Source organism: Janthinobacterium sp. GW821-FHT03A03, assembly GCF_059421435.1.
The window spans coordinates 309,844-324,576 of the sequence record NZ_JBWKUZ010000003.1 but is presented as its reverse complement, the minus strand read 5'-3'; the positions used below and the strand labels follow the sequence as shown (position 1 = coordinate 324,576).

The 14,733-nt window shown below is 61.6% G+C and carries 12 protein-coding genes and 1 pseudogene; 5 read left to right on the top strand and 8 right to left on the bottom strand.

Features of this window, described 5'->3' with window-relative positions; translation table 11 throughout:
- Complete coding sequence (locus AC07VI_RS10945) at positions 1-1,071, top strand: S1/P1 nuclease (RefSeq protein WP_086145167.1); 1,071 nt, start codon at positions 1-3, stop codon at positions 1,069-1,071.
- Between the two features lie 36 nt (positions 1,072-1,107).
- Here AC07VI_RS10945 and AC07VI_RS10940 read toward each other — a convergent pair whose 3' ends face one another.
- Positions 1,108-1,872, bottom strand: coding sequence for a DeoR/GlpR family DNA-binding transcription regulator (locus AC07VI_RS10940; RefSeq protein ID WP_099374762.1), 765 nt, complete (start codon positions 1,870-1,872; stop codon positions 1,108-1,110).
- An 85-nt stretch (positions 1,873-1,957) separates the two neighbouring features.
- Between AC07VI_RS10940 and AC07VI_RS10935 the strand changes: the two are divergent.
- Positions 1,958-2,542 (top strand): annotated as a pseudogene (locus tag AC07VI_RS10935) (NUDIX domain-containing protein); the annotation flags it as partial.
- Positions 2,543-3,055: 513 nt separating this feature from the next.
- Here the strand turns inward: AC07VI_RS10935 and AC07VI_RS10930 are convergent.
- The 7 genes from AC07VI_RS10930 to AC07VI_RS10900 all read right to left on the bottom strand — a co-directional run bounded on the left by AC07VI_RS10930 (position 3,056) and on the right by AC07VI_RS10900 (position 11,265).
- Entirely contained in the window at positions 3,056-4,027 is a 972-nt protein-coding gene (locus tag AC07VI_RS10930) for an ABC transporter permease (protein ID WP_099374760.1), read from the bottom strand.
- A 4-nt stretch (positions 4,028-4,031) separates the two neighbouring features.
- Positions 4,032-5,111 (bottom strand): ABC transporter permease, encoded by a 1,080-nt coding sequence (locus AC07VI_RS10925; protein WP_086145101.1) that lies wholly within the window; start codon positions 5,109-5,111, stop codon positions 4,032-4,034.
- Positions 5,108-6,637 (bottom strand): ABC transporter ATP-binding protein, encoded by a 1,530-nt coding sequence (locus AC07VI_RS10920; RefSeq protein WP_099374758.1) that lies wholly within the window; start codon positions 6,635-6,637, stop codon positions 5,108-5,110. The genes AC07VI_RS10925 and AC07VI_RS10920 overlap by 4 nt, the downstream gene beginning before the upstream one ends.
- Before the next feature lie 81 nt (positions 6,638-6,718).
- Complete coding sequence (locus tag AC07VI_RS10915) at positions 6,719-7,714, bottom strand: BMP family lipoprotein (protein ID WP_086145103.1); 996 nt, start codon at positions 7,712-7,714, stop codon at positions 6,719-6,721.
- 479 nt (positions 7,715-8,193) lie between these two features.
- A complete protein-coding gene (locus tag AC07VI_RS10910) occupies positions 8,194-9,096 on the bottom strand; it encodes a LysR family transcriptional regulator (protein ID WP_086145104.1) in 903 nt (300 codons plus the stop codon).
- A gap of 78 nt (positions 9,097-9,174) precedes the next feature.
- Positions 9,175-10,104, bottom strand: coding sequence for a pseudouridine-5'-phosphate glycosidase (locus tag AC07VI_RS10905; protein WP_413465896.1), 930 nt, complete (start codon positions 10,102-10,104; stop codon positions 9,175-9,177).
- A 3-nt stretch (positions 10,105-10,107) separates the two neighbouring features.
- Positions 10,108-11,265 (bottom strand): carbohydrate kinase, encoded by a 1,158-nt coding sequence (locus AC07VI_RS10900; protein ID WP_492992611.1) that lies wholly within the window; start codon positions 11,263-11,265, stop codon positions 10,108-10,110.
- Positions 11,266-11,615: 350 nt separating this feature from the next.
- On the opposite strand from AC07VI_RS10900, the gene xapA reads away from it, so the two are divergent.
- The 3 genes from xapA (at position 11,616) to deoC (ending at position 14,722) form a co-directional block, all read left to right on the top strand.
- A complete protein-coding gene (gene xapA, locus AC07VI_RS10895; protein WP_086145106.1) occupies positions 11,616-12,455 on the top strand; it encodes a xanthosine phosphorylase in 840 nt (279 codons plus the stop codon).
- 117 nt (positions 12,456-12,572) lie between these two features.
- Positions 12,573-13,766 (top strand): phosphopentomutase, encoded by a 1,194-nt coding sequence (locus AC07VI_RS10890; RefSeq protein WP_099374756.1) that lies wholly within the window; start codon positions 12,573-12,575, stop codon positions 13,764-13,766.
- Positions 13,763-14,722: a deoxyribose-phosphate aldolase gene (deoC, locus tag AC07VI_RS10885; RefSeq protein WP_099374755.1), complete on the top strand. Its 960-nt coding sequence runs from the start codon at positions 13,763-13,765 to the stop codon at positions 14,720-14,722. The genes AC07VI_RS10890 and deoC overlap by 4 nt, the downstream gene beginning before the upstream one ends.
- The last annotated feature ends 11 nt before the right edge of the window (positions 14,723-14,733 follow it).

Here is a 14,733-nt window from a genome sequence, read left to right as displayed (position 1 = left end):
GTGAAAAAATTACTCTGCGTGCTGGCGCTGGGCGCCGCTTTCGTTTCCGGCAACGTGCTGGCCTGGGGCAGTGACGGCCACCGCGCCGTGGGCGCCATCGCCGATCAATTGCTCAAGGGCAGCGCGGCCCAGGCGCATCTCGCCAAGTTGCTGCTGCCCGGCGAAAGCCTGGAAAAGATCGCCAACTGGCCCGATTGCGTGAAGGGCACGTATTGCGGCCCGCAATCGCCGGAAATGTTGACCTATGTCGCGGCGAACCCCAAGCATGGCGAATACCATTACACGAACGTGCCTTTTCAACATGCGCATTACCACGACCATGGCGTCGGCACGGCCGATGACGATATCGTGCAGACGCTCAAGCGGGCGATTTTGGTGCTGCAAGGCAAGGCTGATGCGGCCAGCAATCCGCACGGCTTCAGCCAGCGCGAAGCGCTGATCCTGATCACGCACCTGGTGGGCGATATCCATCAGCCTTTGCATGTGGGTAATGCGTTTCTCGGCAAGGATGGCCAGTTCTTCGTGCCTGCCACACAGGCGCAGATCGACGACGTCGCCGTTTTCAATGCACGCGGCGGCAACGACTTGCTGCTCGACGATGCGAAGATGACGGCGCTGTCGGACGCCGTGATCCCCGCGCCGCTGCCCACAGAAGACGGCACGGCCAAACCGGCCAGCAGCTATCCGAAGTCGCCCACCAGGCCCCTGCATTCGTACTGGGACACGACCGTGGTCGATTACGCCATGCGCCGCCTGAGCACGCGCACGCCGCAGCAGTTCGCCCGTACCGTGATCGCCAGTGCGCCTGCGGTGAGCGGCAATACTGGCGATCCCGCCACCTGGCCGTATCAGTGGGCTGACGCCGCGCTGGCGGCGTCCAAGATTGCTTTCGCGGACGTGGTCGCTGGCCCGGCCACGCAGCAGACCAGCCGCAAGGGCGATGTCTACAACGTCTGGAGCTTGACGGTGCCCGATAATTATCCCGTGCCCAGCTCGGCGCTGGCAAAGCAGCAGCTGACCGAGGCCGGCTATCGCCTCGCTGCCGTGCTGCAGGCGGTTTGGCCGCAATAGGATGAAGAATGAAAAGCGGCCCACGGGCCGCTTTTTTCATGCCTGGGTGATGGCGATGCCCATCTCGCGGAAGGGCGCGACCAGGGCCTCTTCCATGTCGCGGTACACGACGATATCGTTGACCTGGCTCAAGGGCGCGATTTGAAATGGCGAAGCCGTGTTGAACTTTTCTGGCGAGGCCAGCACGACAGTGCGGCTTGACGCCTCGCTCAGGGCGCGTTTCACGCACGCTTCTTCATAGTCGCCGGTGGTGATGCCCGTTTGCGGATGCAGGCTGGACACGCCCATGAAATACAGGTCGGCGCGGATGCGGCCGATCGCTTCCACGGTCGCCGCGCCGACACCCACGATCGAGTGCTTGTACAGCCGCCCACCCAGCATCAGTACCTCGATCGACGGGTGGTTGACCAGCTCGACGGCAATCGACGGGCTGTGCGTGACGACGGTGGCGCGCAAGTCGCGCGGCAACTGGCGCGCCAGCTGCACGGCGGTCGTGCCGCCATCGAGAAACACCACTTGCCCCGTTTGTATCATCGCGCCCGCCGCGCGGCCGATGGCGGGCTTGGCTTCCGGCGAAAGTTGTTCGCGCCCCGCAAACGGCGCCAGCGCGGGCGAACGGGGCAGCAAGGGCAGGGCGCCGCCGTGCACGCGTTCCAATAACCCTTCTTTTGCCAGCTCGCGCAGGTCGCGCCGTATCGTGTCTTCCGACAAGCCCAGAGTGTCGCTGACGGCCTTGGCGACGATCTGGCCTTCGCGCTGGAGCAAGTCCAGCAGGTATTGTTTGCGTTGATGTGTCAGCATGGTTTTTCTTGAGTGTTCTTGTATTTTCTTGATATTGCACGAGTTTGCATGATAAAGTCGACGAAGGCAAGCACAAGGAGAGGATATGCACGAAGACAATTCGAGACAGGAACGGGTCCGCATCCAGCAGGTGCAAACTCTGTCGCACGACTGGTATCTATTGCAGAAGACCACGTTCGACTATCTGCGCCGCGATGGCCAATGGCAGACGCAGACGCGGGAAACCTATGACCGCGGCGATGGCGCCACCATCCTGCTGTACAACAAGGTCAAGCGCACGGTGGTTTTGATCCGCCAGTTCCGTTTTCCCACCTACCGCGAGGGCCACGACGGTTTCCTCATCGAATCGGCGGCCGGATTGCTGGAAGAGGCCAGCGCCGAGCAGCGCATCCGCGCGGAGGTGGAAGAGGAAACCGGTTACCGGGTGGGGCAGGTGCACAAGATATTCCAGGCCTTCATGAGTCCCGGTTCGGTGACGGAGCGCCTGCATTTCTTTGTCGCCGAATACGACCCGGCCAGCCGCATCGGCGACGGCGGCGGCCTGGCGCACGAGGGGGAAGATATTGAGGTGCTGGAGTTGCCCCTGGCGCAAGCCATGCGGATGGTGGCGGACGGACGCATCTGCGACGGCAAGACCATCATGCTGCTGCAGCATGCGCAGCTGCACTTGATGCCGCGCAAACTTGGCCTGCAAATCCTCATTGCCGGCCCCTATCGCTCGGGCACGGGCGACGATCCGGGCTTGATGGCGCGCAATGTGGCGGCCATGGAAGCCGTCTGCCTGCCCCTGTATGCCAAGGGACACATGCCTGTGCTCGGTGAATGGTTGGCCCTGCCCATGCTGGCGCTGGCCGGTTCAAGCCGGGTGGGCGACGCCGTCTACGAGGAATTGTTCCACGCGCATGCGACGCGTTTATTAAGCCATTGCGATGCCGTGCTGCGCCTCGGTGGCGCTTCGCAGGGGGCCGACCAGATGGTGGAAGTGGCGCGCAGCCTGGGGCTGGCCGTGTTTTTCTCGCTGGACGAGATTGCCCAGGCATAAAAAAAGCGAAGCCAGCGGGCTTCGCTTTTTGTCATTTCAGGGAGCGCCTGAAAAATGCCCAGGGCTAGGCGTCTTGCCGAAGGCAGTACGAATGTACGACGAGGCAAGGCAACGACGCCATGGGTAGTTTCTCAGGTGCTCTTAACGTGATTTTACAAAGGGGATGCCGATAGCCTTCGGCGCGATGGATTTCGCCATCAAGCCCGCCAGCACGATCACGGTGACGACATACGGCACCATCTGGATCAGCGAGCCCGGGATGCGGCCCACGACGGGCAAGTCCACGCCTTCAATCTGGATCTGGATGGCGGCGAAGAAGCCGAACATCAGGCAGCCGAGGAAGGTGTAGACGGGGCGCCAGTTGCCGAACACCATGGCCGTCAGGGCCAGGTAGCCGGCGCCGGCTGACATGTCGCGCAGGAAGAAGCCGCTTTGCACGATGGCCAGATACGCGCCCGAGAACGAGCACAGGATGCCGGCCACCAGCATGGCCAGGTAGCGCGTCGCTTCCACGCTCACGCCGGCAGAGTCGGCCGCGTGCGGGTTTTCGCCGCAGGCGCGCAGGCGCAGGCCGAAGCGCGTGTGGTACAGCAGCCAGTGCACGAGCGGAATCAGCAGGAACGCCACGTAGACGAGGATGGAATGGCCGCCGATCAGATGGGCATACACCCAGCCGATGAAGGGGATGTGTTCCACGTACTGCGTGCCTGGCAAGACGACGTCGAACAGCCGCGCCGAGCCGAGGTCGGGCGTGCGGCCGCCTTGCTGGAAGAAGAATTGCGCCAGAACAAACGTCAGTCCGCTCATGGCGATGTTGATCGCCATGCCGGCCACCAGCTGGTTGCCCTTTTGCGTGATGCTGACGTACGCCTGCAGCAGGGCCAGGGTGACACAGACGAGCATGCCCGCAGCCATGCCGTAGTACGGGTTTTGCGTCGTGTAGGCGACGGCGGCGGAAGCAAACGCGCTGGCCAGGATCTTGCCTTCCAGGCCGATGTCGATCATGCCGCTGCGTTCGGCAAACAGGCCGGCCATGGCGGCAAAGATCAGGACGGGCGCATTGCGCACGGTCGATACCAGGATGCTGGCGAAATGAAAGTCGTCGAGTGTCATGGTGTTAGCCTTTGGTGCGCTTGAGCAGGGCGGAAATGGCCGGTGCGTAGAAGTTTTCCATGGCGCCGCAGAACAGGATGATCAAGCCCTGGATGAAAATGAAAGTTTCCGTCGGGATATTCGGTTTTTCCAGCGACAGGTCGAAGCCGCCCTGGATCAGCGCGCCGAACAGCACGGCGGACAAAAAGATGCCGACCGGATGCTGGCGCCCCATCAGGGCGATGGCGATGCCGATGAAGCCGGCGCCGCCGACGAAGTTGAGCGACAGATAATGCGTCGAGCCCATGATGGAATTGACGGAGCCGAGGCCCGCCAGCGCGCCCGAGATCAGCATGACGACGATGATCATCTTGCTGATCGACACGCCCGCATAGTGGGCCGCATGCTTGTTGAGGCCCGTGGCGCGCAGCTTGAAGCCCCACGACGAACGCCAGACCATCACGCCATAGATGACCAGCGCGGCGATCGCCAGGATAAAGCTGATGTTCAGCGGCGTGTCGCCCAGTGACGGGAACCAGGTGGACAGGCGCGGCATTTCGCCGCTTTCCGCGAACACGCGGCTGGCCGTATTCTGCTCGCCCGGCGGAATCAGGTACTTCACGATAATGAAGTTCATCAGGCTGGCGGCGATGAAATTGAACATGATGGTGGTGACCACGATGTGGCTGCCGCGCTTCGCTTGCAGGTAGCCGGGCAGGAAGCCCCACAGGGCGCCGAACAGGGCCGCGCCGATCATGGCGGCCGGAATCAAGAGCCAGGCGGGCAGGGTCTGGTCGAAGGCCAGCATGGCGGCGGTGAGGCCCAGGCCGCCGATATACATCTGGCCTTCGGAACCGATATTGAACAGGCCGGCCTGCATCGCCACGGAAACCGACAGGCCCGTGAAAATGAAGGTGCTGGCGTAGAACAGCGTGTAGCTCAGGCCTTCGGGATTGAGGACGGCGCTGTTGACGAGAATACCCAGCGATTCGGCCGGGTCTTCGCCCAGCATATAAATTACCAGGGCCGCGACCAGCAAGGCCGACAGCAGGTTTAACATGGGCATGACAAAGGCTGTCGCCCAGCGTGGCAAGTCGTTATTCATGATTTATGCATTCCCCCCATCAGCAGACCGATGCGGGTGGTATCGAATTCTTCAATTTTCAGTTCGCCGGTGATGCGTCCGCCGCACATGACGAGAATGCGGTCGGCCAGCGCCCGCACTTCTTCCAGTTCGACGGACACCAGCAGGATCGCCACGCCCGCGTCGCGCAGGGCCAGCAATTGCGTATGGATGCTTTCGATGGTGCCGATGTCGACGCCGCGCGTGGGCTGGCCCACCAGCATCAGTTTCGGCTTGGCCAGCACTTCGCGCGCGATCACCACCTTTTGCTGGTTACCGCCCGACAATAAGCCGATGCGCAGGTCCGGATTGGCCGGACGCACGTCGAAAGTTTTCAGCAGTTCCGCGCAGCGCGCGCCGATGGCCTTGAAGTTGAACAGGCCCCAGCGGTTTTTCAGGCGGTCCTGGTAGCCGAGGATGGTGTTTTGCATGACGGAAAAATTCTTCACCACGCCATCGCGCAAGCGGTCTTCCGGAATGTGGGCGATGCCCAGTTCGCGGAAGGCCAGCGGCAAGCCGTCCGCATCGTGGCGCTTGGCAAACGGCAAGTCCTTGTTCAGGAAGCGCAGCGTGCCCGAAGTGGGCAAGCGCATGCCCGACAGAATTTCCAGCAGCTCGCTCTGGCCATTGCCGGAAACGCCCGCGATGGCGACGATTTCGCCGGCGCGCAAATTGAAACCTATGTCGGCCAGCAATTTGACCTGCTGCGCGTCGGCCAGTTGCAGATCAGCCACTTCCAGCACCGTGGCGCCCGGATTGTACGGTGCACGGGGCAAGTGGCTCTGGATGGGGCGGCCGACCATCATGTTGGCCAGTTCCTCTTTCGAGGTGCCGGCCGTTGCCACGGCGCCCACCACCGTGCCGCCGCGCATGACGGTGACGTTGTCGGTGATTTCCAGGATCTCTTGCAGCTTGTGCGTGATCAAGATGATGGTCTTGCCCTGTTCCTTGAACAAGCGCAAGATTTCAAACAACGAGGCCGTTTCCTGGGCCGTCAGCACGGCCGTCGGCTCGTCGAGGATCAGGATATTGGCGCTGCGGTAAATCTGCTTGAGGATTTCCACGCGCTGCTGCGCGCCGACGGACAGGTCTTCGATCTTCGCCAGCGGGTCCACGTCGAGGCGGTAGCGCGCGCAAATCTCGCGCAATTTCGCTTCCGCTTCCGTGCGGTGGCTGGCCAGGCGAAAACCGCCTTCCGTGCCCAGCATGATATTGTCGAGGACGGTGAAGTTTTCGACCAGCATGAAGTGCTGGTGCACCATGCCGATGCCGAGCTTGATCGCTTCCTGGCTGTTGCGGATAGGCTGTACTTTACCGTCGAGCAAGATTTCTCCGCCGTCGGCACGGTAATACCCGTACAGGATGCTCATCAAGGTCGATTTGCCGGCGCCATTCTCTCCCACCAGGCCGTGGATACTGCCCTTGGCGATGGAGAAGCTGACGTCGGCGTTCGCCTTCACATGTCCAAACTGCTTGGAAATGCTGCGAAATTCTACTGCTGGCTGCATAGGTTCATAACTGGATAGTTTCATGGAAACGCGCCGCGCGGAGACAGGCCCCGGCGGCGCGCTAAAAGATACGGAGAAAAATTAAACCGGGCAGCTGCTGCCGACGCGGTAATCGATCACTTTGATCTTGCCATCGATAATGTCCTTACGCGCACCCAACACGCGTTTTTCGATTTCCGGCGTAATCAGCTTGCGGTTGTTCGCGTCGAGCGCCCAATCCACGCCGCCTTCTTTCAGGCCTTTATAGCTGACGCCACCTTTCCAGGTGCCGTTCTTGACTTCCATGAAGCTGTCGTAGACCGTGTTGTCGACGCGCTTGACCATCGAGGTCAGGATGCTGCCTGGATACAAATGGTTCTGGTTCGAATCGACGCCGATGGCCAGCTTGCCTTTTTCCTTGGCCATCTGCAATGTGCCCATGCCGCTGCCGCCAGCGACGGCGAAGACGACATCGACGCCGCGCTCGAATTGCGAGCGGGCCAGTTCGCCACCCTTGGCCGGGTCATTCCAGGCGCCGGACGTGGTGCCGACCATGTTTTGCGTGATTTCCGCTTTTGCATTCACGGCCTTGACGCCTTGCGCGTAGCCGCAGGCGAAGTTGCGGATCAGGGGAATATCGATGCCGCCGATGAAGCCGACTTTCTTGCTCTTGCTGGCCATGGCGGCAGCCACGCCCACCAGATAGGAGCCTTCTTCTTCCTTGAAGACGACGGAATTGACGTTGCTGCCGGCGGCCTGGCCGTCGATCAGCACGAATTTCACGTTCGGAAATTCCTTGGCGACCTTTTGCACGGCTTGCGTTTGCGCAAAGCCGATGGCGGCGATCATGTCGAGTTTCTTGCGGGCCAGGCCGCGCATGACTTGCTCGGCTTGCGTATCGCTCGATGCCTGGACTTCGATGAAGGAAATGCCCGTGTCTTTTTTGAAGCGCGATGCGCCTTCGAAAGCGGATTGGTTGAACGACTTGTCGAACTTGCCGCCCGCGTCATACACGACACCCAGTTTTGGGGTAGCCGCGGACGCTTGAGCAGTCAGAAATACGGCTGCGATCGTCAAACTAAATTGTGTAAGTTTCATGAATTGGCTCCTGGAAGATCGATATTGTATATTTTTTATAGGTGAAACATATAATTTGGGGCTGATTTAGCCTGTTTTTGATGCACGAGGTGATAATTCCTTATCAACATTGCACGGTATCGCACAAGATCATTGCTGGCCTTGTATGCTTTTGGGTCCTCAGTGTCATGCTCATGCAACAGCCGCGCCCCGTCTCTTTTATATTTACAACATCGAATGGGGTGCCGGAGCGGGCTGGGATGCGCCGTCAACAGACGGGCAGGGCAAGCGCAGGACCGGCGCCGCGATGGGCGTCCGAATCACTATGCATCATGCCAGATATGTATGACAAATACGTTTTTGTTTAACTATTTATATGAATGCCATATAAATTGACATGCTAACCCAAAACCAAGGGCCGGGGTCGGACCCTCCGGGGGCGACCCCGGTCTTGCGGCTTTTTTTGGGGGGCGTTGCCTGGTGATGCTTGAGGCTTTGCCTCAATTAGCCGGGGGATTGATAATATTCAGGAAGGCCCGCACGACGGGAGCGTCGTCGAGCGTGGTGTAGCTGATGTACAGATTGGCCGATGGCGGATTGGTCTTGATCGGCAGGAACACGACGCCGGGCCAGCCGATGCGGCTGGTCGTTTCCGGCACCAGGGTCACGCCCAGCCCCGCGCCCACCATGGCCAGCAAGGTTTGCGGTTCGCTTGCTTCCTGGAAAATCACCGGTTCGAAACCGGCATTGATGCAGCATTGCACCAAATAGCGGGGAAACGCCGATTTGTCCAGGTTCAGGGTCAGCATCGGTTCATGGGCGATATCGATCAGTTCGATCGTCGTGTTTTTCGCCAGCGGATGGTGCTCATTGACGGCCACGCAGACGTTTTCGCGGAAACACAGTTCCTGGCGTAAATTGTCATGGCGCAAGTCGTCGTCATTGAGTTTCGGTTCGCGCCAGAAGCCCACGTCGATCTGCTTGGCGCGCAGCGCTTCGTATTGCACGGTGGGGCCGTATTCGTGCAGTGTCCAGGTGACGCGAGGGAATTTGGTCTGGAATTCTTCCAGCAGGCTGGGGATGGGGCCCCACATGGCCGAGCCGACGATGCCCACGCGCAAGCGGCCCACTTCGCCCCGGTCGATCTGGCGGATGGTGTCGATGGTCATGCGCATCTTGGCCAGCAGCTCGGCCGCCTCATTCATCAGCGCCTTGCCCGCCACGGTCAGTTCGAAGGTGCGCGTGGTGCGCGCAAACAGACGCACGCCCAGCTCGCTTTCCAGTTTCATGATCTGCTGGCTCAGGGGCGGCTGCGAGATATGCAGGCGCTCGGCGGCGCGGCTGAAGCTTTTCTCCTCGGCAACGGCAAGAAAATACTTTAACTGTTTCAGATCGATGGACATGCTTTCCTTGCATTACCTGATGCTAAACGGGAACGGCGCGCGAGCCTGAAGGCTGCGCGCTTCTTTACGGCAGTCCTATTATCGTGCCACGACTGCCTGCATGGCAATGGCCAGGGCCGTGCCCACCTGGGCATTGTGCTTGACGAGGGCGATGTTCGTCGCCAGGCTGCGGCCGTCCGTCAGTTGCTTGATGCGCGACAACAGGAACGGCGTGACTTGCTTGCCCTTCACGCCGCCCGCGTCCGCTTCCTGCAGCGCTTGCGCGGTGATGGCGTCGATTTCTTCCTTGGGCATGGCTTGCGCGGCAGGCACCGGGTTGCTGACGATGACGCCGCCTTTCAGGCCCAGCTGCCACTTGGTGCCGATGAAGGCAGCCTGCTCCGTGGCCGTGTCGAGGCGGAAATCGGCCTTGAAGCCGCTTTCGCGCGTGAAGAAGGCGGGAAAGCCTTCCTGGCCCACGCTGATGACGGGCACGCCGTGGGTTTCCAGGTATTCCAGGGTCAGGCCGATGTCGAGGATGGATTTGACGCCCGCGCAGACGACGGCCACCGACGTGTGCGCCAGTTCCTGCAAGTCGGCGGAAATGTCGAAGCTCGTTTCCGCGCCGCGGTGCACGCCGCCGATGCCGCCCGTGACGAACACGGCAATGCCGGCCATTTCCGCGCAGATCATGGTGGCGGCCACGGTGGTGGCGCCAAGTTTGCGCTGCGACAAGACGAACGGCAGGTCGCGGCGGCTGACCTTCATGGCGTCGGGCGAGGTGCCCAGCAATTCCAGCTGCTCCGGCGACAAGCCCACGCAGATCTTGCCGTCGATGATGGCGATGGTGGCCGGCACGGCGCCGCCGTCACGGATGATCTGTTCCACTTCGCGCGCCATTTCCACGTTTTGCGGATACGGCATGCCGTGTGAAATGATGGTCGATTCCAGCGCCACGATGGCCTTGCCGGCGGCGCGCGCGTCGAGGACTTCTTGCGAGAATGAGAGGAAATTATTCAGTTGCGTCATGTGTCAATCCTGTTGAAAGAGGGTAGGGGGAGGCGGCGCCAAGTCGGCGTCGTCGATGTCGTCGAGCGCGCCGGCCGAAATCTGGGGCGAGACGGTGGCAGCCGATTCCAGGGTCATGGCGGCCAGCTTCAGGCCGCGCCGGCATGCCAGTTTCAAATCGCTGCTGTCGTGGTAGAGCGACCAGCAGACGGCGGCGGAAAACGCGTCGCCGGCGCCCGTCACGTCGACGGCATCCACTTCGCGCGCGGCCAGGTGCACGATGGGCGCATCCAGGCTGTCGCCATCGGTGAAATACACGCCTTCGCCGCCGCAGGTGACGATCACCTGGCGCGCGCCCTGGCGCTGTACTTCGCGGCAGGCGGCGCGCACCTCGAACGCCGTCGGCAAGGCCCGCGCCACGCGCGTTTCCAGCTCGCCCCGGTTGAGGATCAGCAGATGCAAGCCCGTCAGGTCCTGCGGCAGGTGCGCCATCTTCGGCTGCGAGACGGCGACGATGACGAGCGGCGTCGCGCGGGCCGCGTCCTGGCGCGCGTCGGCCAGCAGTGCCTGCACGCTGTCGTGGCCCAGGTTCAGGTCGCAGACGGTGAGGGCGGCGGCGGCGCGCTGCGGCTGGCGGCTGTGCAAGAAGGCGGGCGTCAGCTGTTCGTACAGTTGCATGTTGGCCATCGCCAGCAGCATTTCGCCATTTTCGTCGAGCACGGCGGTATAAGTGCCGCTGCTGGTGTTGCTCAAATGCAAGCTGCCGCGCATGTCGATGCCCGCGTCTTCCGCGTGCGTCTGCAGCGCGTGGCCGGCCGCATCGTCGCCCAGCGCCGTCAGCAGGGCCACGGGAATCGACAAGCGGGCCAGGTTTTCCGCGATGTTGCGGCCGACGCCGCCAAACACTTCTTCCGAACGCACGGGATTCGAGGTGCCCATCTGCAGGGCCGCCAGGGTGCGCATCTTGCGGTCGAGGTTGGCGGCGCCTATGCACAGCACGGGGCGGCTGTCGGGCAGCACGTAGGCGCGTCCCAGCAGGCGCCGCTCGCGTATCAATCCGGCGATGTGGCCGGCGACGGCCGAGCGCGACAAGCCCAGTTCGCTCGCCAGGTCTTGCTGCGAAATGAAGGGGTTGTTGCGGATCAGCGCATAGAGCTGGTCTTTTTTATTGGTATCGGTCACAAGTTTTCGCTGAAGGTATAAACATTTGTCCGAAACTGTAAACATTTGTTTTGCTGGTGTCAAGCGCGCATGAAAAACCTTCGTATGGAGCTTGTATGCATGCATTTCCAGGGCATGGCAGGCCTGGGCTAGCCTCGACTATAATATCGGCCATTTATATTTGAATTGTATAAATGGGCAAGAAAAATGGTATTTGCCATACATATTCCGTTTGATGCATAGTGGCGGCAAATAGAGGCAATACGCATCTGGATAGTCCAGCAACACCCATACATACCCGATACCTGGGCTGCGGCACGTTGCCGCCGCGCAGGCAGCAACCATCATCATTAGTCATTACGAGGATAACCATGTCGAACAACGCCCCTTTCCACGCCGCCGAAATCATCCGTGCCCGCGCTCCTGAAAATTTCAAGCCGCGCGTGGCGATGATCCTCGGTTCCGGCCTGGGCGTATTGGCCGAGCAGATGACGGACGCCGTCAGCATCAGCTTTGACGAATTGCCGGGTTTCCCGATCAGCACCGTGCACGGCCATGCGGGCGAACTGGTGGTCGGCACCCTGTCGGGCGTCGCCGTCGTCTGCATGAAGGGCCGTGGCCACTTCTATGAAGGCTATGGCATGGGCGTGATGACGAGCGCCATCCGCACCCTGAAGCTGTTGGGCTGCGAAATGCTGTTCGTCACCAACGCCGCCGGTTCCCTGCGCCCTGAAGTGGACGCCGGCAGCCTGGTGGCCATCAGCGACCATATCAACCTGCTGCCAGGCACGCCGATGGTCGGTCCGAACGACGACCGCTTCGGCCCGCGCTTCTTCAGCATGGCCAATGCCTACGATGCGGACCTGCGCAAACTGGTCAAGGACACGGCCGCGTCGAACGGCATCACCCTGCACGAAGGCGTGTTCGTCGCCTACCCGGGCCCGAACTTCGAGACGGCCGCCGAAATCCGCATGATGGCCCGCCTGGGCGCCGACACGGTCGGCATGTCCGTGGTGCCGGAGGTGGTGTCGGCCCGTCATTGCGACCTGAAAGTGGTGGGCGTGTCCGTCATCACCAACCTGGCCGAAGGCATGTCGCCTTTCGCCCTGTCGCACGAACAAACCCTGAAATACGCGGCCATCGGCGCGAAAGACCTGGTCAAGCTGATCCTGGCTTTCCTCTCCAAAGTCGCTGAAAAACCGCAAGCCTAAGCACTTTTTTATGCAGTAGCGGCGCGCCGGCCACCGGCGCTGCCGCGCGGCAGGCCGGGAAAATCCGGCCTGCACTGTTCGCATCATCTTCGCATCACTCCTAAAGCGAGCCTTATCATGTCACGCGCATTTATCCTCCTGCTTGATTCCTTCGGCCTTGGCGCGACGCCAGACGCCGCCAAGTATGGCGACGCAGGTGCCAATACCTTTGGCCACATTGCCAGCAGTGTCGCCAAAAGCGGCAAGACCTTGAAACTCCCGAACATGGAACGCCTGGGCCTGGGCGCCGCCGCGCACCTGGCCAGTGGCGAATGGGCCACGGGCTTCGACCAGCGCGACGGTTTTACCGGCGCCTACGGCGCGGCCCGCGAGCGCTCCACCGGCAAGGACACGCAGAGCGGCCACTGGGAAATCGCCGGCGTGCCCGTCGAATTCGACTGGGGATATTTTCCCCGCACCACGCCATCGTTCCCCGCCGACCTGACCGACAAGCTCAAAGCCCTGTCCGGCGTGCCCGGCTTCCTCGGCGACTGCCATGCCTCGGGCACGGACATCATCAACAAGCATGGCGACGAACACGTCGCCACCGGCAAGCTGATTATCTATACCTCGGGTGACTCGGTGATGCAGATCGCCGCGCACGAAGAATCGTTCGGCCTCGAGCGCCTGTACGCAGTGTGCGAAATGGCCTTCAAGCTGGTCGAGCCGTACAACATCGGCCGCGTCATCGCCCGCCCGTTCACGGGCAGCAACGGCAACTACACGCGCACTTCCAACCGCCACGACTATGCGGTGGCGCCGCCAAGCAAGACCCTGCTCGACCACGTCAAGGATGCGGGCGGCGAAGTCGTCGGCCTGGGCAAGATCAGCGACATTTTCGCCACCCAGGGTATTTCCAGAGTCGTGAAGGGTGTCGACAACATGGCGCTGTTCGAAGCGCTGTTGAAGACGGCCGATGAAGTGCAGGACAAGTCGCTCACTTTCGTGAACTTCGTCGATTTCGACCAGGCGTTCGGCCACCGCCGCAACGTCGAAGGCTATGCCGACGCGCTGCGCGAAATGGATGCGCGCCTGCCGGAATTCATGGCCAAGCTCAAGGAAGGCGACCTGGTCGTGATCACCGCCGACCATGGCTGCGACCCCACCTGGCACGGCTCCGACCACACCCGCGAACATATACCGATGATCTTCTTCGGCCCCGGCGTCGCCCCGCGCGCGCTGGGAATTTCCGAGACGTTCTCCGATATTGGCCAAACCCTCGCCAAGCACCTTGGCGTACCACCACTTGCTAATGGAACCAGCTTGTTATGACACTCATGCACCCCGACTTCAAGCGTAACGAGGCGGTCGGCCTCGACCTGGGCTGGATCAACCAGATCCGCGTCAACCGCGCCGCGACAGACCGCCGCGCCGCCAGCCTGGCGAACCGCCGTACGGTGAAAAAGGAATACCAGGCCGCCTGGCTGGTGAAAGCCATCCAGATGATCGACCTGACCACCCTGGGCGGCGACGACACCCCGGGCCGCGTGGAACGCCTGTGCATGAAGGCCATGCGCCCGCTGCGCGCCGACCTGATGGCCGCACTGGGCCTGACGGAACTGAGCACCGGCGCCGTGTGCGTGTACCACGAGATGATCCAGCCGGCCGTGAAAGTCATCCAGGGCCGCCTGCCCATCGCCGCCGTGTCGACCGCCTTCCCGGCCGGCCTGACAAACATGGAAACGAAGCTGCGCGAGATCGAACTGTCGGTCGCCGCGGGCGCTTCGGAAATCGATATCGTCATCACGCGCCAGCATGTCCTGAACGGCAACTGGCAAGTGCTGTACGACGAAATGCTGGCCTACCGCAAGGCGTGCGGCGAAGCGCACGTGAAGGCGATTCTTGCCACGGGTGATTTGCTGACCATGGAAAACGTGGCCAAGGCGTCGTGGGTCTGCATGATGGCGGGCGCCGATTTCATCAAGACGTCGACCGGCAAGGAAAGCGTCAACGCCACCATCCCCGTGGCCCTGACGATGGTACGCACGGTGCGCGAATATTATGAACAGACGGGTTTCAAGGTGGGCTTCAAACCGGCCGGCGGCGTCAGCTCGGCCAAGAGCGCGCTGCAGTTCCTGACCCTGATGAAGGAAGAACTGGGCAACGAATGGCTGCAGCCGCATTTGTTCCGCATCGGTGCTTCCAGCCTGCTGACCGACATCGAGCGCCAGCTCGAGCACTACGTCACCGGCAGCTATTCGGCCAATCATCGTCACGCACAACCTTAAAGAACATTCGT

Excerpts from the sequence above, each read along its gene's own strand:
- AC07VI_RS10930 (WP_099374760.1), bottom strand. The coding sequence starts at position 4,027 with ATGACACTCGACGACTTTCATTTCGCCAGCATCCTGGTATCGACCGTG.
- AC07VI_RS10920 (WP_099374758.1), bottom strand. The coding sequence starts at position 6,637 with ATGCAGCCAGCAGTAGAATTTCGCAGCATTTCCAAGCAGTTTGGACAT.
- deoC (WP_099374755.1), top strand. The coding sequence starts at position 13,763 with ATGACACTCATGCACCCCGACTTCAAGCGTAACGAGGCGGTCGGCCTC.
- AC07VI_RS10940 (WP_099374762.1), bottom strand. The coding sequence starts at position 1,872 with ATGCTGACACATCAACGCAAACAATACCTGCTGGACTTGCTCCAGCGC.
- AC07VI_RS10890 (WP_099374756.1), top strand. The coding sequence starts at position 12,573 with ATGTCACGCGCATTTATCCTCCTGCTTGATTCCTTCGGCCTTGGCGCG.
- AC07VI_RS10905 (WP_413465896.1), bottom strand. The coding sequence starts at position 10,104 with ATGACGCAACTGAATAATTTCCTCTCATTCTCGCAAGAAGTCCTCGAC.
- AC07VI_RS10925 (WP_086145101.1), bottom strand. The coding sequence starts at position 5,111 with ATGAATAACGACTTGCCACGCTGGGCGACAGCCTTTGTCATGCCCATG.
- xapA (WP_086145106.1), top strand. The coding sequence starts at position 11,616 with ATGTCGAACAACGCCCCTTTCCACGCCGCCGAAATCATCCGTGCCCGC.
- AC07VI_RS10910 (WP_086145104.1), bottom strand. The coding sequence starts at position 9,096 with ATGTCCATCGATCTGAAACAGTTAAAGTATTTTCTTGCCGTTGCCGAG.
- AC07VI_RS10915 (WP_086145103.1), bottom strand. The coding sequence starts at position 7,714 with ATGAAACTTACACAATTTAGTTTGACGATCGCAGCCGTATTTCTGACT.